Here is a 22748-nt window from a genome sequence, read left to right on the forward strand (position 1 = left end):
CCCGGTGCGGCCATTGACCAGCCCCGGTGCCGATGGCCGCAAAACGACTCGATATTCTCCCGCGCGGCCTGCTGCTGGCAGGCGCCCTGATCTGCCTGGGGGCCTGCACCCAGCAGCAGGGCCGCGACATGCTCAAGCAGATCGGCAACGGCAAGCCCGACGAGCTGTTCCAGACCAGTGTCGACCGCATGGCCACGCTGTCCATGCGCGACAACCTGCAAAGCCTGTACCTGCTGATGGACAAGCTGTACCTGCGCAATCCCAGCCAGTGGAAGCAGTCTGGCTATCTCGACGCCACCACCGCCGCCCGGCAGATCCGCATCGCCATCGAGCAGCGCCAGCCCTTGGCGCAACTCGGTGAGCGGCGTGACCTGGCAGCCCTCAGCCATGCCCTGAGCCCGGAGTTCAGGGGGGATCGGGTCGGTGCCTTCATCTACGCCATCGGCAGCATGCTGGTCACCGCCCACGGCGGACGCACCGAGTTCTACATGACCGACACCCTCGACCCGCTGTTCATCAACAACGCCGCGCGCAATATCGAGAAAGCCACCTGGATGCTCAGCCAGCGCCAGGATGCCAACGGCGTGCTGCTGCTGTTCTCCAACGAGATCTCCGAGCAGGGCAGCAACCTGAGCTTTGCCGTGGAGTTCGGCAAGGTGGTCGCGCGCCTCGACCTGCTGGCGCAGATGCTCGACGAGCGCTACCGGCGCATCGGGCTCAACTATGCGCAGAGCCTGCTGCTGTTGAACTTCCTCCCGGTGCAGTGAGTTGTGCGGTAATCGAACGCCGGGCCTGTGCCAGTGTCCGCTGTCCGCCCGCCGTTTGCCTTGGTCGCATTGCCCTCGATCCTGCTTTTTGCTTAGTGTGACGCTCAGCATCCGACCGTCGCCTGCCCCAGTACCCCGATGACGGTTGGTTAGAATGACCGTGAACGACCGCAGCCACATGCCCACAAGGCGGTAGGCCGCGGCGCCCATAACAATAATGATGGCGAGTGCCTTGCCCATGGAAAGCCGCCTGTTGAGCGAGCAAAGCTGCGTGTTCCACCGCGCTGACCCTTACGCGGTGTCCGACTACGTCAACCAGCATGTGGGCCAGCACCACATTGGCCTGTCCCGCACCACCCATCCCCAGGCCAGCTTGAGCCATCGCAAGTTCGCCGAACTGGACCTGTGCCGCATCAGCTATGGCGGCAGTGTGCGGGTTACCTCGCCGGCGCTGGAAACCATCTTCCACCTGCAGGTGCTGCTCAACGGCAATTGCCTGTGGCGCGGCCACCAGCGTGAGCACCATCTGGTGCCGGGCGAACTGCTGCTGATCAACCCGGATGACCCGGTCGATCTCACTTATTCCGATGACTGCGAGAAGTTCATTCTCAAGGTGCCGGTGCACCTGCTCGACTCGATCTGCGACGAGCAGCGCTGGCAGCGCCCCAGCGGCGGCGTGCGCTTTGTACGCAACCACTATCGGCTGGAGGAACTGGACGGTTTCCTGAGTCTGCTGGGGATGGTCTGCAACGAAGCCGAGGTCAGCGATTCGCTGCCCAGGGTGCAGGGTCACTACAGCCAGATCGTCGCCAGCAAGCTGCTGACGCTGATGAATACCAATGTGCGCAAGGACACCCTGGGTGGCACGCAGGCCAGCCTGGAGCGAATCCTTGAACATATCGAGGGCAACCTGAAGCTTGAGCTGGCAGCTGAAACCCTGGCCGAGCAGGCCAACATGAGCCTGCGTTCGTTGTACGGCCTGTTCGACCGACAGCTGGGTACCACGCCCAAGCAGTACATCCGCCAGCGCAAGCTGGAGCGGGTCAACGCCTGCCTGAGCGATCCACGCTGCACGGTACGCAGCGTGACCGAACTGGCACTGGATTACGGTTTCCTGCACCTGGGGCGGTTTGCCGAGAGTTACCGGCAGCGGTTTGGCGAGCTGCCGTCGGAGACCTTCAGGCGCCGGGCGTGATCCGAACAGGCAAAGGGCTGCACAGCAGCCCCTTGCGATCTTCAGTTCACGCCACGTCAACCAGGACGATTTCGCTGTCCTCCAGCGCCGTCACCGTCAGCACCGTTTCCTCTTCGATGGCCACGCCATCCCGGGCCTTGGCCTGCAATCCGTTGACCTCGACCCGGCCCTTGGCCGGCACCAGGTAGCCGCGCCGGCCTTGGTCGAAGCGGTACTCGGCGCTTTCCCCAGCGCGCAGGGTGGCCGCCACCAGGCGGGCGTCGGTGCGGATCTGCAGGCTATCGCCATCGCCTTCGCGGCCACTGGCCAGGGTCACGAAACCTTCGCCACGTTCACCCTTGGGGAACGGGCGGGTGCCCCAGGACGGCGCGTCACCGACTTTTTCCGGAATGATCCAGATCTGGAAGATCCGCGTATCGACCTTCTCCTGGTTGTATTCGCTGTGCACGATGCCGCTGCCGGCACTCATGACCTGCACGTCGCCCGCTTCGGTGCGGCCCTTGTTGCCCAGGCTGTCCTGATGAGTGATCGCGCCTTCGCGGACATAGGTGATGATTTCCATGTCTCGGTGCGGGTGCGAGGGGAAGCCGCTGCCGGCGGCGATCAGGTCATCGTTCCATACCCGCAGGTTGCCCCAGTGCATGCGCGCCGGGTCGTAGTACTCGGCGAACGAGAAGTGGTGGTGGGCGTCAAGCCAGCCGTGATTGGCGTGGCCAAGGCTTTCGAAGGGTCGCAGTTGCAGCATGATGGTGCTCCTCTGAATTCGCTGGAATGGGGCCATGATCTGCGTTTTAAATATCGAAAAAAAGCGTAAATATCGGCTAATTAAGATCAGTTAAATAGATATTTATTTTGCGATACAACATGCGATTCATCGCCTAATCCACTGATACAAAAGCATTCGCTGGCGCTTTTTGGCGGATGAGGCGAACATGCCCGCTGTTTCGATTTTCAATGGAGTGACCGTGCCCCACGAGCAGCCCCAGGCCCCGGCCAACCTGACCCCGCCCGCCCAATTGCCCTGGCTGCGCCGCCTGGCCGCGCGCCTGCTTGGCCGTGGCCTAAGCCGTCTGCAGGCGCAGCACCGCGATTCGTGGTTCCTTGGTCATGCCATCGGCCAGCGCAACGGCCATGCCGACGGTTTGCGTGACGGGTACGAACGTGGGCGCTCGGACGGCTACGAAGCAGGGCGTCAGGTCCTGGTGATTCGTGATACGCGCCCGGACACCGCCGCAGTGCCTGGCCAGGACGACAAGCTGTTCGACGACTGGCGCCTGCCGCTGAGTGCCGAGCTGAAGAAGCGCTTCAAGGCCGACGTCGCCCAACGTCTGTCGGCCGAGGCACAGCCCAGCGCCGCGCAGTGGAAGCTGATCCTCAGCGACACGCCGTCGACCTGCGTGGTCGCTGGTGCCGGCGCCGGCAAGTCGACCTCGCTGGTGCTGCGCATCCTGTTGCTGCGCCACTACCTGGGCTTCGAGCTCGATGCCATGACCGTGGTGACCTTCACCCGCGAGTCACGCAAGGACTTCATCCAGCGCCTGCTGCAGGTGTTCGCGTTGTGGCAGGTCCAGCTGTCGCCGGCACAGGGCCGTGAGCTGGTACGCACCTTCCATTCGCGCATCCTGCCGCTGGTTCGCAGCCTGCCGGGTTTCGCTCAGGTGCGTGCCTTCGAAACCCTCGGCAACGAGATGCCTGCGGGCTTTGAAGCGAATGCCGACAGCAACCCCTTCGACCTGCGCCTGAATGACGCCCAGCGTCAGCAGTTGAACCTGGCCTACCGGGACCTGCTGGCAGAGAGCCCGCGTTTCGCCGCCTTGATCGGCCAGCTGCGGCAGGAGGCGCTGTTGCTCAAGCCACTGGACCCGGATCACCCGGATGTGCAGAAGCGTGTGCAGGTCACCCAGCTGGCCGCGCAGCGCGACGAAGAGCTGTGCGACGTGATCGAGGACCTGTGGTTCGCGGCCGGCGCATGGCCGATCAAAGGCATCGAGCCGTGCCGCGACACGGTGCAGATCCGTGGCAGCCGTTTCCATGTGCACGGTCGCCTCGAGGGGCTGGATGCCTGGGTGGTACTGGGCTTTGACCCCAGCGAGAGCGCCCAGTACCAGCGCCCCGGAGCAAAGCTTGCGGTGCGCGCCGAATGGGCGGTCAAGCGCACGCTGTTCCAGGCGTTCAGCGATAAACCGGTGATCTGGCTGGACAACTACGCCTCGGCCAGGCGCCTGGCGGCCTCGCTGGCAGGGGATGCCGTGGCGGGGCCCGGCTTCGAATACAAGGTCAAGGGTGAACTGGCCCCGGCGCCGTTGCTCGACGCCTTTGTTACCGCGGCCAGTTTCATCGAGAACCTGGGCCTCGACGTGAATGCCGCAGTGGCCGCCATGAGCTTCCCGCCGGGTGACAGCGATGGGCCGTTCTTCGAGGCGCTGGCCCTGTACTGGAAAGCTTTTGAAGCCCACCTGATGGTCCAGTCACCGCCGGTGATGACCTACAACCGCATGTTCGGCCTGTTCGGCGAGAACAACCCGGAAAACCTGCAGCTGTTGCCCGACCCCTTGTTGCGGCCGCTGGCACACCTGATGATCGACGAGTTCCAGGACGTCTCACCGCAGATCGTCAGCTGGCTGCGCGCCTGCCTTGCGGAAATTCGCCGACGTGGGCCAGCGATGAACCATGGCCGGGTGGCGCAGCATTCGTCGTTGATGTGCGTGGGTGACGACTGGCAGTCGATCTACGGCTGGCGCGGCAGTTCGCCCAAGTACTTCATGGAGTTCACCAAGGTGTTCCCGTCACCCTCCAACACCCGGGTGATGCTGGTGGAAAACTACCGCAGCCAGCAGTCCATCATCGACGCCGCCGAGCATCTGGTAAAAGGGACGCCGACCATCAGCGGCAAGAAAGCCAAGGCCAGCGGGCAGGCGGCCGCACTGCCATTGGCACCCGTACGGGTGTTTGAGCGTGACGAGGCAGCGTTGGCGCAGACCTTGATCGAGCACTATGAACAGGGTGAAACAGTGATGATGTTGTTTCGAAAAAGTAGCGATAAGCTATTGATAGAACAGCATTTATTGCCAGTACTTAAAGCTGATTCTAGCTTGCCTTCCGGGCAGCGCCGGCTCAAGCAACTGACCTACCACAGCGCCAAAGGCCTGCAAGCCGACGCAGTGTTCATGCTCGGTGACTGCCAATACTTGACCAGCTCGCCGTACAAAAACCAGGTGTACCGCCTGGCCGGGCTGGGCAAACCGGGCGACGCTCAGGCGTTCGATACGGCGCAGCAGGAAGAAGTGCAGCGCCTGGCCTACGTGGCTGTCACGCGGGCCATCAGCCACTGCTACTGGCATGTGGAAAAGCCCAACGGCGAGGCTGTGAATCAGCCTCGCGCGTCGAGCCAGGTGCAGGGGCGGCAGGCCTTCTTCGAGGACCTGCGCGGTCAGTGAGGGGTCAGTTGCCTTTGTCCAGGGGGGTGGTCAGATCGAGGTACAGGCCGTCCTCGTCGTTCTCCAAGCCCAGGGCCATGCGCTGCATGCCCGTTACATACTGGCCTTCGTTGATCGCCAGGCGCCTGGGCTGCTCTTGCGCATCGAGCGGGCTCTCGCCCAGGGCGCTGGTCAGCGCCTCGACCACCGGCTGCTCCAGAGTGCCTTGCGGGTCGCTGTTGCCCAAGCACGATTCGAGGTAATCCAAACCTGCGTCCCAGCGCTCTCGCAACCCATCGAAACGAGCCTGATACTGTGCGCGCAACAGCCTGCGCCAACTGGAGTGGCGCGATACTGCCTGACGGCGACCTTGTAGGTCGGCGTCGCGCTCGCGGACGGTTTCTTCCACCCTGATGGACAAGGGGCCATCGATTTTCGCTATGTCGCGGTACAGCATTTGCGGCTGCAGCTCAGGGAAGTCGAGTTCCTTTGCCAGTTCGCTGCGCAAGGCCAGGCGGATCTCGATCAGGTCCAGGCCAAGCCCGCGCTCATCCTGCAGCATGGTATCGGTGATGGTGTCGGAGCGATACAGTGCGGGCAGGGTCGGCGCCTTGCCGCGCTCGGCGGCTGGCTGTGCCTCCCAGTCGCGTTGCTCAAGCAAGGCGATGCGCCTGTTCACCCGCGCGTTGCAGATGTCCATGGCCAGTTCGTTGACCTGGTCCCGTCGGTAGAGGCTACGGAAGAAGTCGAACAGTTTTGGGGTCGCATTCGGTTGGCCATCGGCCCGGTCGTAGGCCATGACTTCGATCTGCAAGGTACCGAAGACATCGGCGCCGGCATCGCCACAGGTCACCGGAAAGGTCCCGGCAACCTCATTCAGGCGCTCGCGCAGTTGCGTATCTGCGGCTGCACGCGCCAGCAGTTGCCAGATCTGTTCGGCAAGCGCCGAGGTGTTCTCCTGCGCAGCACGGGACATGCCCACCAGTTCGATGGCCAGGCGCAAGTCGGGGTATTGGTCATCGTCGAACAGGTTGTCCCAGGTTTCCTGCTCCTGCGCGCTGGCGGTTTCCCGCCAATTTACCTGTTGCGCGTCGGCCTGCTCCAGATCTGCCTCTGCCTCAACGCCAGCCCTGGTCAAGCGCCCTCGCAACCGAGTGTTCAGCGGGTTGTAGTTGAGCAGCAGTTGTTGACCATCCAGGTGGAAACGCAGGTTGCGCATGAAGTGAGTGCGCAGCAGCGCATCTGGATCGGGGACTGTCGCGATTCGGTTATTGCTCAGGTTTACCTGGCGCAACGCGCCGATTTCGTTTTCCATCAAGTTGTTCAGACCGTTCGGCCAGGCGCTCAGTTCGCAGAGTTCCAGGTTCAGAGTCTGCAAGCTGATCATTCTCGACAGGTCAGGGCTGAGTCGCAGCGGATTGCCACCCAGGTTCAGCTCGCGCAACCGCCGTATGTCAGCGAAGAGGGACGCCCTTGTGGCATCCAGGGTGATGTCGTTGCGGTAAAGGTCCAGTTTGGAGAGCTTCGGCAGCCTGGCCAAAGCCTGCAGATCCACGACGCTCAGGGTCAGCTCGTTGCGCCTTAGCGAAAGCGCTTCGAGCTCGGTGAGCTTTGGCAACACCTGGTGCGCAGAGTCTGGCAGTTCCAGTAGCAGGCAGCCTTCAACATGCAGCTCGCGAAGCTTCGGTGCATGTTGCAGGGCCTCGAATAGCGACGAGGCGTGCAGCTGTGGACTGCTGCGGATATGCAGCCGCTCGAGGGAGGGGAACGACTGCAGTAAGTCTTGGGGGATATTGGCGAGGTTGACGTTGTCCAGGCTGAACGTGGTGATGTGGTCAAAGCGAGCGGATATGGAGGGCAGCTCGATGATGGAGGCGTCCAGGTTGGCCAGCTCGAGCGTATCGCCACCGAGGCGATGCCAGCAACGAATCAGCTCGCTGGCTATTTGCTGGGTTTCTCGCTGCCCACTTTCAGCAGTTTGCTCCACCCATTGCGCCAGTTGCGTGCGCAGTGTGGTGATTTCCTGAGTCATGGCTTTTATCTGGCTGGGGACGTCCCCTCGGCTGCGCAGGGTGGCCAGCAGCTCGCCCATTTGCCTGTCGTTCAGCGCCGGGAAAAGCCCTTTGAGTTCGCTTTTCAGCTTGGAGCCCGAGCCCCAGGGGCTCAGCGGGTAACCCAGGCGTCCGTCGCTCAGGCGCATGGGCGGGCGGAAGTTCGCTCGGATGGCCTGCTGGCCGAGCAATCGCGACATGCTGGGGCGGTCGGCCAGCGCAGCCTTGAGTACCTGCTTGGCGGTCCACTCGGGATGCTGGGTCAGCAGGCTTTTGCGGATTAGCCTGCTATCGGCATTCTCCAGGCTTGGCCGATGGAGGCCCAGCAGCGCACGGTCCATGCGTACGCGCGCCTGCAGGCCGCGTGCCTGTTCAGCGACTCGCAGCGGCACTCGATCGGCCAGCAAGCGGGCGCGTTCTGTGCTGCGGGTTGCACCGACGATATCCTCGAGGGTGTTTTGCGGCAGCGTTGGGAATTGCTTGCCCAATACCTGAGCGGCCGGGCTCAGTGGCGAGCGCTGGCCAAGGTAGAGGCTGTCGAACAGATGTTGACGCTGGGCCAGAAGGTGATCGGCCAACAGGTCCCGTAGCGCCTGCTGGCGTTGCCCGGCTGTCGTGCCCTCGGGCAGCAGCCCGGCAAGGCTGGCCTCGTCGAGGTGGTCGAGGACAATGCGCGCCAGGTCGCCCCTGTCCAGATCGGAGCGGGTCAACGGAATTTCCCGGTCACCCAACCGGTCACGCCCATATCGGGTGGCATTGCCCCAGGGTTCGGGGCCATCGTACACCTTGATCAGAACGTCTTCGGGCCAGCCAGGCAGGCTGCTGAGGGCGGATGCGGCAAAGCTCTTGTAGGCGGCCAGTGGCCGGCCATCCCGAGTGCGGGCGATGATGTCGTCGGCCTCAAAATCCTTGCTCAGGCGCAGCAAGGCATCTTCAAGGAGTGTCGGTAGCGGCTCACCGTCGGCGAGCACGGACTCCAGTGTTCCACGGTCGAGGCCTGTGCAGTCGAGCACGGCGAGCAGGTCGGCGTCGCTCAACAGGTCGGTGGAGGGCCCCAGGCGGCGCAGCAATTTCGGCGTTGGCCAGTCCGTGACGCGCTCGTGCGCCAGGCGCCAGGCACCCTTGCCATTGCCGTGCAGGGCTGGCCGGTAGGCGGTCGGGTCTTGCGGATGGAGCAATTCCCAATGCCCATTCGTGTTCTTTTGCACTTCGAAGGTTTCACCGTCGAGACGGACGAAGTCCTGGTCGTCGAGCTTGTACAAGCCTTGATCGTTCGGCTTCAGTTCGGCAGGTATCGCCACCTGGCTCCGGTAGGCGGTCAGTTGCGGGTGCCACAACTTCTCCTTGCCCTCGATAGTGATTGTTTCCAGCCAGTCGACGAAGCCGGAGGATTTGATCAGCTTGGCGGCGGTTCCGATCACTACGGCGCTGGCCGCGGTGAGGGCCAATGACTCGACCTGTGCCACTGCCTCGGCGTAGTCGCCCTCTTGCCAGGCCTCGAAGGCATGAAAGATGTTCCCCATCAGCTGTACGGCAAACACACCCAGCATGACGACATCGAGCCCCGGCACGAACAGGGCGGCGACATTGAGCACGTTCATGCCAAGTTCTTCCCACGAATCCAGGAGCGCCTGGCGGGCCTTGGCGTCGGCATCGGCGGTGGGTACCGCGATTGCCCGGGCATTGTCCTTGAGAGCGAGAACATGAGCGTCGTACAGATTGTCCCAGTACGGGGCGGTGATTTGCCGCTCGCGAATACCCAAGTCTGGTGGGTTGACGGGGCGAATGCCGGTAGGCAAGCGTCCCGGCGGCGGCGAAACCACGACGGCAGTTTTGAGCAACGCCTTGTCGAGCTCAACGCCCATTTTGGGGCGATCACCTTGCCCTATGTGTTCCAGAAACCGCTGGCGATAGTCGTTGTTGCGCAGACGATCGATCAAGTGGTTGGTCAGTTTCTCCAGGCTGGTGAACTCCTGGAGCGGGCAGTCATCGTCGAAAGGCAGGTAGGCGATCACGTCCTGATCGGTCGAGGTGGCCGGCCCGAGCAGCATTGCGTCGTTGACCTGCATCCCGAGCACCTTGAGGCTACGTACGGTGATGGGATGCCTGCCATAGCGGGGCGTCGCTCCTTCGGTACAGAAGTAACGCAGCGCCTCGTAGCCCAACTGCGTGACGCGGTTGCGGATGAGCGCGATCAGTGCCTGTACGGTTAGCTCGGCGCGCTGTGCGTTGACCCATGCTGCTCGCACCTGCCCCTTGCGCGTGCCGTCGAACACGCTCTCCAGATGCGTCTGGTAGCGCTTGCCCAGGTCTAGCTTGCGGCAGCGCGTGACGAAACTGGTGACGCTCAGGCCGGGTACGCTGGCAGGGTCGCGGGGGCTGACTTGCAAGGTACTGAACGGGCCGACTTCGCTCATGCCTTCGAAATTGTGCATGGCTGCTTCGAGCAGGCTGCGCGTGACCGGGGTGCCGACTGGTTCGGCGACCCACTGCGGTTGGTAGGCGCCTCCTGGCAGACCCAGCTCTTCCAATCCCGGCACGTTCTCCAGGTCGCCTGTGCGAACCATCTCGAATGGCTGGTAGCAATACTGCGCCTCGGTCAGCGGCACATTGATGTGCAGCGCATTCTTGAGCAGGGGTTCGCAGAACTGCGGCAATGTCTGCAGTTCGCTCAGCGCTTGCGCCAGGCGCTTACGAGTGACGGTGCGCTGGCGGATGGCCTCGCGCAGTTGCAATTGATGGTCCGCTGATGCCGTGCTGAACCATGGGGTGGGTTGCCCGTTTTCCTGGATGTGCTCGTTGTGAGCGTGGCGCATCAGGCGGTTGATGTGCTTTGGGTGCAGTTGACGGGTCCAGTCCGGTATGCCGTTCAGGATTTGTTGCTGGTGGTAAGGGGTGGCTGGGGTTTCCATGTTCATTCCTGAAGTTTTTTTGGGGGTTCCATCCAACACCGCATGGCTGCAAGTCAGGCGGTACATAGTTCATACGGTCGGTATGTCGTTGTCGGGCAGATACGGTCGTTGGCGCGCACGTCACGGTCGTCAGCAGGCCAATCCTGAGCTTCGGCGTGCGCGAAGGTGGGCGTGGGGCACCCTGCGGTGCCGGAGGATCTGGCCCTGGGCATGGCCCCGGGCCCTGCCAGGGAGCGAAGTGATGGGGACGTCCGCCAATGCCAAGGATCATCTGCTCGATCTCGACGGAATCGAGGTTGCTGTGCGCACCTGGGGGCCGGAAGACGGTATCCCGGTATTGGCCGTGCACGGCTGGCTGGACAATGCCGCATCGTTCGAGCGCCTGGCGCCGTTGCTCGACGGCTGCTTCGTGGTGGCACCCGACCTGGTTGGGCATGGTCGCAGCGACCACCGTCGCGACGACAGCGGCTACTACCTGTGGGAGCACGCCGAAGACCTGCTTGCAGTGGTCGACAGCCTGGGGCTGTCGCGTTTCCATGTGCTGGCGCATGGCATGGGCACGGGGATCGCCTCGATTCTCGCGGCGCTGACCAGCGCCATCGCCAGCATGCAGTTTCTCGACGGCATGGGTGCACCGTTCACCGTGGCCGAAGGCGAGCGAGTCGAGCACATGGCGCGAGCCATGCGGCTCAAGCGTCTGCTGTTGCGCAGTCGCCAGCAGGGTTTTGCCGCCTCGCGGCCGCAGCTTTTCGACAACCTTGAGCAGGCCTTGGGGCAATGCCGCAGCAACTGGCAGGGGGGGCTTTGCGCGTCGGCCGCTCGGCTGATGGCGCAACGCGACCTGTTGCAGGTGGGTGACGGCTATTGTTGGCGCCACGATCCGCGCCTGGACCTGCCCGAGCCCATGCCGCTGACCGAGCGAGAGGCCTGCGAGCTGCTGCAGCAGATCCGTTGCCCGTTGTATCTGCTGTTGGGGCAGCAGGGCGCTTTCGCGGGCGATGGCTTTGACCGGCGCCGGGCGGCGCTGCCTGGGCAGGCGCGGGTGACCTGGCACCCAGGGGGGCACCACTTCCATCTGCAGGCGCCGGGCCCGGCGCTGGCGCAGCAGATCCTGCGCACCCTGGCGCGGCACGAAAAAGGCGGATTGCTGCGCTTGGTCAACGAATGAGTGCTGGCCCTGCTAAGGTGCACAGACGCCCTTTCATGGAGTGCCGCCATGTTGCCTTCGCGCATCCTGCATATCGACCACATCGTGCTGCGTGTCAGCGACCTGCCGCGCAGCCTGGCCTTCTATCGTGACGTGCTTGGCTGCCCGGTCAGCCGTGAGCGCGAGTCGCTGGGGATGATCCACCTGGCCGCCGGCAGCAGCATGATCGACCTGGTGGCGGTCGATGGCCCTCTGGGGCTCAAGGGCGGCCCGGCACCTGGCCGTCAAGGACACAATCTGGACCACCTGTGCCTGCGGGTCGAACCTTTCGATGAACAGGCGCTCAGTGATTACCTGCAGGGGGCAGGGGTGCGCGTTGAAACGGCCGAAAAACGTTATGGCGCCGAAGGCGAAGGGTTGTCGTTGTACTGTTTCGACCCCGACGGCAACCGGGTCGAGCTCAAGGGCCCGTGCGTGGCCGCGACGGCCTGAATGGCCCGGCGTTAAGCCGATTTCACCCTCGCGCCACGCCGAGACCTGGCTTAGCATGCTCAGCTTCGCTGAACAGCCTGGCACCTGGACGATGACGGACATCACTCACACCCAACATTCGATCGACACGCCTGCGGGCACGCTGCATGCCGAAAGCTGGTTGCCTGCGACTGCGCAGGGCGTGCCTATCGTGCTGCTGCATGACTCGTTGGGCTGCGTGGCGCTCTGGCGCGATTTCCCCGCGCAGCTGGCGCAGGCCAGCGGGCACCGGGTGATCGCCTATGACCGCCTGGGCTTCGGGCGTTCCGCCGCGCACCCCGGTCAGTTGCGCCGGGGTTTCGTCGAGGCCGAGGCGCACGAGGGTTTTGCTGCGCTGCGCAGGCAACTGGCCATCGACGACTTCATCGTCTTCGGCCACAGCGTCGGCGGTGGCATGGCGGTCGGCTGCGCTGCAGCCTTCGCCGAGCATTGCCGGGGGCTGGTGACCGAATCGGCCCAGGCCTTCGTTGAAGCCCGTACCCTCGATGGTATCCGCGCCGCCGATCGCCAGTTCGCCGAACCAGGGCAGCTCGAACGCCTGGCGCGTTACCACGGCGACAAGGCCGAATGGGTGCTGCGTGCCTGGGTCGACAACTGGTTGTCGGCCGACTTCGCCGACTGGCACCTCGACGGCCTGCTCGCGCAGCTGCGTTGCCCGCTGCTCAGCCTGCACGGCGACAATGACGAGTTCGGTAGCCTGGCCCACCCTGAACGTTTTACAGGCCTGGCAGGCGGCCCGAGCCGAATGCGGGTGCTGGCCGATTGCGGGCATGTGCCCCATCGCGAGCAGGCCGACCAGGTGCTCAAGGAAGTCCTGCGTTTTCTCGGCTGAACCTCGTCACCCAAGCGCAATGCTTATCCGTCTGCGTGGCCCGTTCAGCCACGCACCCTGCCGGCGAATGGATATCCCGGCAAAGCCGATTATGCTTTTGATTACCTTGCCGCGATCCGGGGCAACGCCCCGTCGTGCTTCGCCGCAACCTGTAAGCCCTATGGCCTGGGTGCGCGCGTTGCAACCTGTTGAGCAACCTGGCCTACCTGATCTTCACGGAGGCGACCCATGGCGGTCCTCGACAGCGCATCCACGGGCAGTAGCGCGCCCCAACGTGGCATCACCCGGGAAGAGCGCAAGGTCATCTTCGCCTCTTCGCTGGGCACCGTGTTCGAATGGTACGACTTCTACCTCTATGGCTCGCTGGCGGCGATCATTGCCAAGCACTTCTTTGCCGGGGTAAACGAAACCACTGCGTTCATCTTCGCCTTGCTGGCGTTCGCTGCCGGCTTTGCCGTGCGGCCGTTCGGCGCGATCGTATTCGGCCGGCTGGGTGACATGATCGGGCGCAAGCACACGTTCCTCATCACCATCGTGATCATGGGGCTGTCCACGGCTATCGTGGGTTTGCTGCCCAACTACGCCACCATCGGCGTGGCGGCGCCGGTCATCCTGATCACCCTGCGCCTGCTGCAGGGATTGGCGCTGGGCGGTGAGTACGGCGGCGCGGCCACCTATGTGGCGGAACATGCACCGAAAGGACGGCGCGGCTTCTTCACCGCGTGGATCCAGACCACCGCCACCCTCGGGCTGTTCCTGTCGCTGCTGGTGATCCTCAGCTGCCGCACCCTCATGGGCAGCGAGGTGTTCGAGGACTGGGGCTGGCGAGTGCCGTTCCTGTTGTCGATCCTGCTGCTGGCGATTTCGGTGTATATCCGCCTGCAGCTCAACGAGTCACCGGTGTTCCTCAAGATCAAGGCCGAAGGCAAGGCGAGCAAGGCGCCGCTGACCGAGTCGTTCGCCCGTTGGGACAACCTCAAGGTGGTGATCATGTCGCTGCTCGGCGGTACCGCCGGGCAGGCGGTGGTGTGGTACACCGGGCAGTTCTACGCGCTGTTCTTCTTGCTGCAGATGCTCAAGATCGACCCGCAGACCGCCAACCTGCTGATCGCAGGGTCGCTGTTGATCGGCACGCCGTTCTTCATCCTGTTCGGCAGCCTGTCCGATCGCATCGGCCGCAAGCCGATCATCATGGCGGGCTGCATCCTGGCCGCATTGACTTACTTCCCAATCTTCAAAGGCCTGACCGAGTACGGCAATCCGGACGTGTTCGTCGCCCAGGAGCAGAACCCGGTGGTGGTGGTCGCCGACCCTGCGCAGTGTTCGTTCCAGTTCGACCCGGTGGGCAAGGCCCGTTTCACCAGCTCGTGCGACATCGCCAAGAGCCTGTTGGCCAAGCGCGCCATCCCCTACGAAAACCAGGTCGCCGAGCCCGGCAGCGTGGCCCAGGTGCGCATTGGCGAGCGGGTGTTGCCCAGTTTCGATGGCCGCAGCCTGACGGCGGCGGACTTCAAGGCGCAGAACGACGCCTTCACCGGCACCCTGGGCACGGCGTTGAAAGAGGCCGGTTACCCGGAAAAAGCCGACCCTGCGAAGATCCACTACCCGATGGTGTTGCTGCTACTGACCATCCTGGTGATCTACGTGACCATGGTCTACGGGCCGATCGCCGCCTGGCTGGTGGAGCTGTTCCCGGCGCACATCCGCTACACCTCGATGTCGCTGCCGTATCACATCGGCAATGGCTGGTTCGGCGGTTTCCTGCCGACCGTGGCCTTCGCCATGGTGGCGGCCACCGGGGATATCTACTACGGGCTCTGGTACCCGATCGTGATCGCGGTGATGACGGCGGTGCTGGGCACCTTCTTCCTGCCGGAAACCAAGGACCGGGATATCACTCATACCGGATGAGCTTGGCTCATCGCGGGGCAAGTCGCATCGGCGCTACTACTAAACGGGCCTGCACGTCCATTTGTAGGAGCGGCCTTGTGCCGCGAAAGGGCTACAGAGCAGCCCCAGGATTTCAGCGTTAAAGCAGAAATCGCCGGGGCTGCTCTGCGGCCCTTTCGCGGCACAAGGCCGCTCCTACAGCGGTCGCGCAAGCCCGTTTCGCCAATGTGAATTGCCCCGCGATGGCATCCACTCAGTCGAAATACCCGCGCAGGCTGTAGCGATAGCCGGTATCGACCTCGGCGTTGCCGGCATGGCTGTAAGTCTTCTTCAGGACGAACTCGAACGCCGGCTCGTACAGCCCATCGCGCACCAGCGCCCCCGCCAGCACCTCCACCTCATACAAGCCATTGGCCAGCTCGATGATCGGCCGCCCTGGCTCCTGGTAGCGGGCCAGCAGGTCGCCGAGGGTCTTGTTGGTGAAATGCTGCAGCACGCGCCAGGTGAACAGCATCAGTGCGCGGTTCTCCACCCGCAGCACATGGCCGCTACGGCGGTGCTTGAGGCGGCTGCCCGGTTCGAGCAGGGCCGGGGTGCCCTGGTCGAGGGTGAACAGGATGCGGTAAGGCAGGTTGTCGATACCGGCCAAAGGCAGGATCACGCCCTCGTGCACCGCTAGGTCGCCACTGTCTCCGGTGGTGAAGGCGCGCGCCAGGTCATCGGGCAGATCGTGTTCGTGCTTGAAGTGCTCCAGCAGTTGAATGTCGCCGAGCAGGAAATAGTCGACCAGGTCGTTGAGGACCTCGCTGAATTCATAGCGCATGGTTTTTCCTTGTTGTGGCTGCGCTGAGCGGGATCGAGCAATGTAGCGGAGCGAGCAAGGGCGACGCCACCGCGGCGTTGCCCGATAGCGTCGGGGTCAGTGACGTTGCGCGATCTGGATGAGGTTGCCGCAGGTATCGTCGAATACCGCCACAGTCACCGGCCCCACATCCGTGGGTGGCTGGGTGAACTGCACGCCAGCCTTGCACAGCCGGGTGTATTCGCTCTGGATATCGCGCACGCTGAACGAGGTGGCCGGGATTCCATCCTGTTTCAGCGCAGTCTTGTAGGTCTTGGCTGCCGGATGGGCATCGGGTTCGAGCAGCAGCTCGACACCGTTGGGGTCGTTGGGGGAGGTTAGGGTGAGCCAGCGATGCTTGCCCATGGGTACATCATGTTTGGGCTCGAAGCCGAGCACGTAGTGGTAGAACGCCAGGGCCTTGGCCTGGTCGTCGACGAGAATGCTGGTGACCACGATCTTCATAGGCGCACACCGTTGTGGGTGGGTGTTACTGCAAGTAAAGACGGTCGCTGCGCTTTGACCAGCGCGGGCCGTCAAGTCCTCACCCCGCCTTGCGCAAGGTCAGGTTGATGCGCCGCTCCCCCAGCCGTGGATGCACACCGGGCTTGACCGGCAGCACGCCGTGAAAGCGCAGGCGGTCCTCACCGCCCCAGACCAGCACGTCGCCATGGTTCAGCGCGATTCGCTGCACGCGGTCGGCGCGTTGCAGCCCGCCGAACAGGAACACCGCGGGCAACCCCAGTGAAATCGACACGATCGGCTGGCCGAAGTCGCGCTCGTCACGGTCCTGATGCAGGCTCAGCCGGGTGCCGGGCAGGTAGTGGTTGATCAGGCAGGCGTCCGGCACGAAGCCGTCGAACCCGGCCAGCGCGGCAGCGCGCCCGGCCAGTGCCAGCAATACCGCTGGCAGGGCCGGCCAGGGCTGGCCGCTTAAGGGGTCGAGCGGGCTGTAGCGGTAGCCGCGCTCATCGCTGACCCAGCCCAGCGCCCCGCAGTTGCTCAGTGCCACCGCCATGCGCTGGCCGCCTGGGGTGTGCATGTGTCGCCAGGGTGCGGCGCGCAGCACCGGGCGCAAGGCATCGAGCAGGGCTTCGACCTCGCCCAGGGCGAAGCCGGGCAGCAGCACGGTATGGCTGGCCAGGCGTTGTGGCTGAGGGCCGAACAGGTCGAGGTCGGACTGGATCATCAGGTGGCGGCCGAGCGGGCAGGACAGGCGGCCAGTGTAGCGCTGTTGCCAAGCGAGGGAAAAAGGAACCGCGGCGCCAGGGAGAGCGGACACCGCGATTCAAAGGGGGGAGCGGGTCAGTGCTGGGTGACGGTGGCCATGTTGGTGTTGCCGAACTGGGTGATGCTGGCGGTCTGGCTGGCACCGCTCTGGTCGACGAAGGCCTGGTTGCCGTTGCCGCCCTGGGTCACGTAGGCGACGTTGACGCCGTCGGTCTGCTTGATGGTGGCCTGGTTGCCGCTGCCGTACAGCTGGTAGGTGTAGCTCTGGTTACCGCTGCCGGACTGGTCGATGTTGACGATGCCGCCGTTGCCGGCGGAAATGCCCTCGGCGTAGTTGGCGGTGCCACGCTGGTCGGCAATCAGCAGGTTGTCGCTGCCGTTCTGCTCGAAATACAGCTCGTTGTTGGTATCGGCCTGTTTGGTTTCCATGGTGTTGCGGTTGCCGTTCTGGCTCAGCTTGGCGAACTGGCCGGTGTCCTTCTGGTTGAGGTTGACGCTGTTCTGATTGCCCACCTGGCGAATCTCGGCGCGCTGGTCGTTGCCGAACTGCCCACCGGATTTTTCGCCCTTCCAGTTGCTGGCCAGGATCTTGTTGCCGTTGCCCTGGGTGGTGATGGTCAGGCTGTGGTTGTCACCGGTCTGGTAGGTGAAGTGCAGGTTGTTGTTGCCGGTTTGCGAAATGCTGGTCACCGACTGGTTGGTCTCGAACTGGTCCGACCAACTGGCGTTGGCGCGGCCGTTCTGGCTCAGGGTGGCACTGTTGCCCTCACCGAAACTCTGGTCGATGTAGCCTTCGTTGAGCTGGCCGGTCTGGTAGACGCTGGCCTGGCTGGCGGTCTGGTTGTCCTGCCACACCTCCACGGAATGGCCGGTGCCGTACTGGTCGATGCCGATGGTGCCGCCGAAGCCGTTGCGCTGGTCACCGTAGGCCCAGTTTTCCCGGCCCTGCTGGTAGATGGCGATGTCGCCGTCCTGGTGGGTGAGGTGCTCGGCGGCGGCCTGGTTGTCGTTGCCGCTCTGGTTGATCAGGCTGCGGTTGTTGCTGCCGCCGAACAGTTGCTCGATGGTGGCGTCGTTGCGCTGCCCCGATTGCTGGGTGGTGGCCTGGCTGCCGAGTTGGGTGTCCTGCCAGATCACCGAGCGGTTGCCGGTGCCTTCCTGCATCTGCAGAGCCTGGTTGTTCTCGCCCACCGACTGGCTGGCGAAGGCGTCGTTGAGGGTGCCGCCGGACATCTGGGTGATCTGGCTGCCGTTTTCGAACAGCTGCTCGGCGTAGCCGGCGTTGAGCGAGCCGGTGGCGATCTGCTGGATATCGCTGGTGCTGTTGTCCTGCACGGCCATGTGGTTGTGGTCGCGGCCGGTCTGGCTCTGGCTGGCCGAGGCGTACGAGGCCTGGGTCTGTTTCACTTCGGCGATGTTCTTGTTGCCTTGCTGGGACTGGGTCGAAGTGCTGTCGTCGGCCATGACCTGGCCGGCCAGCGCCAGGACGATGGCGGCGCTCAGGGGGGCGAGCTTGTACATGGTGAAGCCTCCTGCGGTTTCGATGGCGTTAACGGTATTGGGTGATGTGCACTTGCTGGCCATTGCCGGCCTGGGTCACGGCGCTGGTCAGCCCCGTGCCGCTCTGCTCGATGGTGGCGTTGTTGTGGTTGCCGATCTGCTCGATGGCGGCCGTGTTGCCGCTGCCGTTCTGGCGGATCGACGCGTTGTTGCCGTAGCCCTGTTGGTTGATCGAGGCCATCAGGTCACTGCCTTGCTGCAGGATGTACGCCTCCTGCGCGCCCCCGGCCTGGACGATCTGGCCCAGCAGGGCCACACCGTTCTGGTCGAGGGCGGCACGGTTGCCGTTGCCCTGCTGCTCGATCACCGCCACCTGGCCGGCAGCGCTGGGCAGCAGCCGCAGCACCAGCGGCTCGCCCAGGTCGTTGCCGGCCGCGAGGTCGGCGTTGTCCATCAGATCGTCGGCCCAGGCCTGGCCACTCAGGGCCAGGCACAGCAGCAGCGGGGACAGGCGTTTCATGGCACGCTCCTTTGGCTTACTGCACCACCACGTTGACGGTGCGCGTGGTGCCCTGGCTGCTGGTCACGGTTGCCGTAGGCGCCGCCGTCGGTACCGCCGTGGTGCTGTTGCTGACGGCCAGGCGCCAGCGGCCGGTGACCGGCACGGTGGTGGTCCCCAGGGTCTGCACGCCGGTGGTGGTGGTCACCCGTACGGTGATGGTGTTGCCGGTGGTCACCGATGAGGTGCCGCTGATGTCCCAGTTGTAGCGGTTGTTGGAGCGGGCCGTGACCGTTGCCGCGGTGACCGCGAAGGTCTCCTGGGGTGGCCGTGGCGACACCTGCACGGTGACCGTGCCAGGGGTGGACAGGGCGCCGATCGAGTCACGCGCGATGTAGGTGAAGGTGGTGCTGAACGCTGCGGTGACCGTGGCCGGTGGCGTGTAGGTGATGGTGCTGCCGTTGGTGCTCACCGTGCCGCGCCCGGCCGGGATCGGCTGGGTGACGCTGGCTATGGTCAGCGGCAGGTTGCCCTCCGGGTCGGTGTCATTGGCCAGGGCGTCGATGGTCAGGGGAACGCCCAGGGTGGCGACACTGTCGGCCACTGCCGTGGGTGCCTGGTTGGGCGCGACGTTGACGGTGACCGTGGCCGGGTCCGACTTCAGCCCCTTGGCATCCATGGCGCGGTAGCTGAAGGTCGCCACCAGCGGGCTGGTGGCGCCGGCCGGTGGTGTGTAGGTAACGGAAGTGGTGCCGTTCATCACCACGCCGCCCAGGCCGGTGCCGGGTTGGGTGAGGTCGCTGATGGTCAATGGCAGGTTGCCGTCCGGGTCGCTGTCGTTGGCCAGCAGGTTGAGGGTGACCGGGACGCCGACACTGGTGCTGCCGCTGTCGGCTTGGGCCAGCGGCGGCTGGTTGCCGGCCGAGATTGGCGCGTTACCGACCACCACCACCGGCTCGACGTCGCTGCCGCCATGGGCTGACTTGACGGTGATGCTGGCGGGTGGCTGGTTCAGGTCGTTGACCGTCAGGCTTTGCAGCACGCCGGCCTTGGACATGCGCCCGTAGCCTTGCACCACCAGATCAGGCACTGCCACCTCGTCGCTGGAACGGGCCTCGACCAGCAGGCGTTTGGTGACCCAGTCGTAGCGGGCGTTGGTGACCCGTACCACGTCGCTGAGCTTGCTCGACACGGCGGTGGGTTTGGTGGTGCCGCCGCTGCTGCTGGCGGTGACCACCACCACCGGCGGTGGCGCGGCCTGGCTCAACTGCTGGCTGAAGAACAGCCCGTTGTTGTCTGGTAGCAGGTTGAACTGGCAGGGCGAGGGTGGCGAGCCGACCAGCGCCAGGCCATTGCGCATGCATACGCTGGCGGTGTTCGGGGCCTTGGCGAAGACTTCGACGCGGGTGCCGACGCCGCTACGTGAGTAGGTGGCGCGCTCGAGGGTGACCGGGGTCTGGGCGCGTTGGTCGAGGACCTTGCCGGAGACCGTGAAGACGTTGGTCTGGATCGTGCCCGCCGGGCCTTGGATGCGCACGAAGTTGGTGTTGTTCGGGCTGCCGGTCACCGCTTCGGTGGTGTTGGGGTCGCCGACGAAGGTTTCGGTGGCGCCGGTGTCCGGATTGACTTCGGTGTACGGGCCGCCGACACCGCGCAGGAACGGGCCGATGTTGCCGTTTAGCGCACCACTGAAGTTGCCTGGGGCACCGATGCCGATGTCGCGGGTGATGTTGACCGCGCGGCGGCCCACCTGGTTGGCGGCGACGGTGACGGTTTCCACGCCGTAGGGATGGGTGATGGTGTAGGTGCCTGCGGTGGGTATCGAGGCGCGGATGCGGATGCGGGCGAAGCTCTGCTGGTCGCCGTCGACCGGGTTCTCGGCGGCGAAGGCCGCCTCTACGCCGGCTACATAGACTTCCAGCTCGTAGCCACTGTTGCCGACTGCAGGGATCGAGGTCTCGGCGAGGAACCAGAACATCTCGGGCGGCCAGTTGTCGGGGAACACCAGCGGCAGGGTGTCGTCATAGACCCCAGGCTCCGGCAGCAGGGTGCACATGTAGGCCGGGGCGCCTGGCGCACCGGGGAAGCGGGTACTGGTGGCGCGCGACTGGCACAGTTCCAGCGACAGGTTGGTGGCGTCCTTGTACCACATGGGGTAGCCCCCGGTGGCGAAGGTGTAGGGGCCCGGGTCGACCTCGGTCAGCACGGCCCAGGCCGCGCTGCTCACGCTGAGGCTGAAACCGGCGGCGCACAGCGCCCGGCGTGACCAAGTATTCATGCTGCCTCCTGGAAGTCTGTTCATGGCACCAGCACCACGGGTTCGCTGTCGCTGCCGCCATGGCTACTGCTGACTTGCACCGTGGCCGGTGGTATCGGCGTCAGCCCGGTGGTCAGGGATTTCACCGCGCCGCTGCCGCTGAGGTTGCCGATCAGCGCGCCGTTGCCGGTATGCGCGGTCAGGGCTGGAGGGCTGGTCTCGTCGCTGCTGCTGGCCACCAGGGTCAGCTGGCCGCTGCCCAGGCTGTATTCGGCGCGGCTGATCACCACCAGATCGGTCAAGGGCATCGGCGTGGTGGTCGGGGTGCTGGTGGCGATGGCTAGGCTGTTGTCGGCGGTGACCTGCAGGGTGAGGGGCAAGGTCGGATTGAGGGGCGACTGGGCATACCAGGCGCCAGTGCCGTTGGCTTCGTTCAAGGCCAGGGCCGGGTTCTGGCTGCTCAGGTTGACGGTGGCCGGCGCTGGCGGGGCCATGACGAACACATCCTGCTGGGCGCGCAGGTCACCGTTCTCGGTATGCCGTGAATAGGTGCTGCGTTGGGGTATCACTGGGGTGGGGCGGTTGACTGTGGACAGCTTGCCGGACACGGCGAACAGTTCGGTGCGGATGTCGAGGCCGTTAGGGCCCTCGATGCGCACGTAGTTGGTGTTGAATGGGCTGCCGGTCACGCGCTCGTTCAAGTTGGGGTCGCCGATGAAGCGTTCGCTGGCGCCGGTGGCGGGGTTGGTCTCGGTGTAGGGGCCGTTGACGCTGCGCAGGAAGGGTCCCAGATCGCCCTTGAGCGCGCCGGTGAAATCACCTGCGCCGGCGATGCCGATGTCGCGGGTCATGTTGATTGCCCGACGCCCTGCGGCGGGTACGTCGAACACGTCCACGCCGTAGGGGTGGGTAATGACGTAGGTGCCTGCCGCCGGGACATCGACGCGGATACGCACGCGGGCGAAACTGACCTGGTCGCCTGCGACCGGCTCTTCGGCGGCGAACGCCGCCTCGATCGCCGAGACGTAGGTCAGGTCAATGCCGCGTGCGGCGTCGACGAGTGAGGTTTCGCCGGTGAACCAGAACGCTTCGTCGGGGAAGTTGCTGGGGAACACGATGGGTTGGGTGTCATCGAACACGCCGGGGGTGGGCAGCAGCGTGCACATGTACGACGGCGCGCCGGGGGCGCCGGCGACCCTTGAACTCACGGCTTTGGTCAGGCACAGGTCGAGGGTGCGGCCATGGCTGTCCTGGTACCAGGCGGGGAAGCCGCCGTTGGGGGCTGTCGGGTAGGGACCGGGGTCGACCGCATACAACGCAGCCTGTGCCGGTAGCTGGAGCAGGCCGGCGACGATCGCGATGGCCAGCGGACGGGGTGTCGGTCGGTGCATGAGTCGATTCCTCCTGCAAACGGGCCCATGGGTTGGGGCGTCTGGGGAGGAGTCGGCAAGTGTTGTGCCAGGTTGCTCAGGATGCTCTGCAGGCCTTTAACGGCGGGGTCTACAGCCTGTCTAGCTATCTACATATTGGAAACTTCGGGTGGGCAGGTGGCCCCAGCTTTGGGGAATCGGGTGTCGCATCAAACGATGCATCACCGGCATTCACGGTCCCTGTAGGAGCGGCCTTGTGCCGCGAAAGGGCTGCATAGCAGCCCCAGCTATTTATGCCGCTGCCGAGAAC

16 protein-coding genes are annotated in these 22748 nt (G+C 64.5%); 7 read left to right on the forward strand and 9 right to left on the reverse strand.

Features of this window, described 5'->3' with window-relative positions; translation table 11 throughout:
• Positions 1–32: 32 nt before the first annotated feature.
• Together ABE459_RS16305 and ABE459_RS16310 are read left to right on the forward strand one after the other, a co-directional pair.
• Positions 33–767 carry a hypothetical protein gene (locus ABE459_RS16305; protein WP_125463911.1) on the forward strand — a complete coding sequence of 245 codons (735 nt, stop codon included), beginning with the start codon at positions 33–35 and terminating at the stop codon, positions 765–767.
• A gap of 238 nt (positions 768–1005) precedes the next feature.
• Positions 1006–1962, forward strand: a complete 957-nt coding sequence (locus ABE459_RS16310; RefSeq protein WP_125463912.1) for an AraC family transcriptional regulator — start codon at positions 1006–1008, stop codon at positions 1960–1962.
• A 46-nt stretch (positions 1963–2008) separates the two neighbouring features.
• On the opposite strand, the gene ABE459_RS16315 is transcribed toward ABE459_RS16310, so the two are convergent.
• Positions 2009–2707, reverse strand: coding sequence for a pirin family protein (locus ABE459_RS16315; RefSeq protein WP_125463913.1), 699 nt, complete (start codon positions 2705–2707; stop codon positions 2009–2011).
• Between the two features lie 187 nt (positions 2708–2894).
• Here ABE459_RS16315 and ABE459_RS16320 point away from each other — a divergent pair, with 187 nt between their 5' ends.
• Positions 2895–5399: a UvrD-helicase domain-containing protein gene (locus tag ABE459_RS16320; RefSeq protein WP_323830912.1), complete on the forward strand. Its 2505-nt coding sequence runs from the start codon at positions 2895–2897 to the stop codon at positions 5397–5399.
• Between the two features lie 4 nt (positions 5400–5403).
• On the opposite strand, the gene ABE459_RS16325 is transcribed toward ABE459_RS16320, so the two are convergent.
• Positions 5404–10341, reverse strand: coding sequence for a DUF6543 domain-containing protein (locus tag ABE459_RS16325; protein ID WP_323830913.1), 4938 nt, complete (start codon positions 10339–10341; stop codon positions 5404–5406).
• A gap of 241 nt (positions 10342–10582) precedes the next feature.
• On the opposite strand from ABE459_RS16325, the gene ABE459_RS16330 reads away from it, so the two are divergent.
• The 4 genes from ABE459_RS16330 to ABE459_RS16345 all read left to right on the forward strand — a co-directional run bounded on the left by ABE459_RS16330 (position 10583) and on the right by ABE459_RS16345 (position 14762).
• Entirely contained in the window at positions 10583–11509 is a 927-nt protein-coding gene (locus ABE459_RS16330) for an alpha/beta fold hydrolase (protein ID WP_323830914.1), read from the forward strand.
• A 48-nt stretch (positions 11510–11557) separates the two neighbouring features.
• A complete protein-coding gene (locus tag ABE459_RS16335) occupies positions 11558–11980 on the forward strand; it encodes a VOC family protein (RefSeq protein WP_125463917.1) in 423 nt (140 codons plus the stop codon).
• Between the two features lie 91 nt (positions 11981–12071).
• Entirely contained in the window at positions 12072–12851 is a 780-nt protein-coding gene (locus tag ABE459_RS16340; protein ID WP_323830915.1) for an alpha/beta hydrolase, read from the forward strand.
• Between the two features lie 228 nt (positions 12852–13079).
• Positions 13080–14762: an MFS transporter gene (locus tag ABE459_RS16345; RefSeq protein WP_323830916.1), complete on the forward strand. Its 1683-nt coding sequence runs from the start codon at positions 13080–13082 to the stop codon at positions 14760–14762.
• Positions 14763–14994: 232 nt separating this feature from the next.
• Here ABE459_RS16345 and ABE459_RS16350 read toward each other — a convergent pair whose 3' ends face one another.
• The 7 genes from ABE459_RS16350 to ABE459_RS16380 all read right to left on the reverse strand — a co-directional run bounded on the left by ABE459_RS16350 (position 14995) and on the right by ABE459_RS16380 (position 22459).
• Positions 14995–15564, reverse strand: a complete 570-nt coding sequence (locus ABE459_RS16350; RefSeq protein ID WP_125858475.1) for a hypothetical protein — start codon at positions 15562–15564, stop codon at positions 14995–14997.
• A 96-nt stretch (positions 15565–15660) separates the two neighbouring features.
• Positions 15661–16047 carry a VOC family protein gene (locus ABE459_RS16355; protein ID WP_323830917.1) on the reverse strand — a complete coding sequence of 129 codons (387 nt, stop codon included), beginning with the start codon at positions 16045–16047 and terminating at the stop codon, positions 15661–15663.
• A 79-nt stretch (positions 16048–16126) separates the two neighbouring features.
• Entirely contained in the window at positions 16127–16771 is a 645-nt protein-coding gene (gene alkB, locus ABE459_RS16360; protein ID WP_323830918.1) for a DNA oxidative demethylase AlkB, read from the reverse strand.
• A gap of 116 nt (positions 16772–16887) precedes the next feature.
• Positions 16888–18333 carry a curlin gene (locus ABE459_RS16365; protein ID WP_125463923.1) on the reverse strand — a complete coding sequence of 482 codons (1446 nt, stop codon included), beginning with the start codon at positions 18331–18333 and terminating at the stop codon, positions 16888–16890.
• A gap of 28 nt (positions 18334–18361) precedes the next feature.
• Complete coding sequence (locus tag ABE459_RS16370; RefSeq protein WP_125463924.1) at positions 18362–18832, reverse strand: curlin; 471 nt, start codon at positions 18830–18832, stop codon at positions 18362–18364.
• Positions 18833–18848: 16 nt separating this feature from the next.
• The gene (locus ABE459_RS16375) at positions 18849–21089 is read right to left on the reverse strand and encodes an Ig-like domain-containing protein (RefSeq protein WP_125463925.1); all 2241 of its coding nucleotides are present in this window, start codon (positions 21087–21089) and stop codon (positions 18849–18851) included.
• Positions 21090–21109: 20 nt separating this feature from the next.
• Entirely contained in the window at positions 21110–22459 is a 1350-nt protein-coding gene (locus tag ABE459_RS16380) for a hypothetical protein (RefSeq protein ID WP_323830919.1), read from the reverse strand.
• Between the last annotated feature and the right edge of the window lie 289 nt (positions 22460–22748).

Source organism: Pseudomonas sp. TWI923, from assembly GCF_039673365.1.
GTDB lineage: Bacteria > Pseudomonadota > Gammaproteobacteria > Pseudomonadales > Pseudomonadaceae > Aquipseudomonas > Aquipseudomonas sichuanensis.

Bases quoted from the DNA above. Each gene is read 5' to 3' on its own strand.
- ABE459_RS16305 (WP_125463911.1), top strand. From the start codon at position 33: ATGGCCGCAAAACGACTCGATATTCTCCCGCGCGGCCTGCTGCTGGCA.
- ABE459_RS16310 (WP_125463912.1), top strand. From the start codon at position 1,006: ATGGAAAGCCGCCTGTTGAGCGAGCAAAGCTGCGTGTTCCACCGCGCT.
- ABE459_RS16315 (WP_125463913.1), bottom strand. From the start codon at position 2,707: ATGCTGCAACTGCGACCCTTCGAAAGCCTTGGCCACGCCAATCACGGC.
- ABE459_RS16320 (WP_323830912.1), top strand. From the start codon at position 2,895: ATGCCCGCTGTTTCGATTTTCAATGGAGTGACCGTGCCCCACGAGCAG.
- ABE459_RS16325 (WP_323830913.1), bottom strand. From the start codon at position 10,341: ATGGAAACCCCAGCCACCCCTTACCACCAGCAACAAATCCTGAACGGC.
- ABE459_RS16330 (WP_323830914.1), top strand. From the start codon at position 10,583: ATGGGGACGTCCGCCAATGCCAAGGATCATCTGCTCGATCTCGACGGA.
- ABE459_RS16335 (WP_125463917.1), top strand. From the start codon at position 11,558: ATGTTGCCTTCGCGCATCCTGCATATCGACCACATCGTGCTGCGTGTC.
- ABE459_RS16340 (WP_323830915.1), top strand. From the start codon at position 12,072: ATGACGGACATCACTCACACCCAACATTCGATCGACACGCCTGCGGGC.
- ABE459_RS16345 (WP_323830916.1), top strand. From the start codon at position 13,080: ATGGCGGTCCTCGACAGCGCATCCACGGGCAGTAGCGCGCCCCAACGT.
- ABE459_RS16350 (WP_125858475.1), bottom strand. From the start codon at position 15,564: ATGCGCTATGAATTCAGCGAGGTCCTCAACGACCTGGTCGACTATTTC.
- ABE459_RS16355 (WP_323830917.1), bottom strand. From the start codon at position 16,047: ATGAAGATCGTGGTCACCAGCATTCTCGTCGACGACCAGGCCAAGGCC.
- alkB (WP_323830918.1), bottom strand. From the start codon at position 16,771: ATGATCCAGTCCGACCTCGACCTGTTCGGCCCTCAGCCACAACGCCTG.
- ABE459_RS16365 (WP_125463923.1), bottom strand. From the start codon at position 18,333: ATGTACAAGCTCGCCCCCCTGAGCGCCGCCATCGTCCTGGCGCTGGCC.
- ABE459_RS16370 (WP_125463924.1), bottom strand. From the start codon at position 18,832: ATGAAACGCCTGTCCCCGCTGCTGCTGTGCCTGGCCCTGAGTGGCCAG.
- ABE459_RS16375 (WP_125463925.1), bottom strand. From the start codon at position 21,089: ATGAATACTTGGTCACGCCGGGCGCTGTGCGCCGCCGGTTTCAGCCTC.
- ABE459_RS16380 (WP_323830919.1), bottom strand. From the start codon at position 22,459: ATGCACCGACCGACACCCCGTCCGCTGGCCATCGCGATCGTCGCCGGC.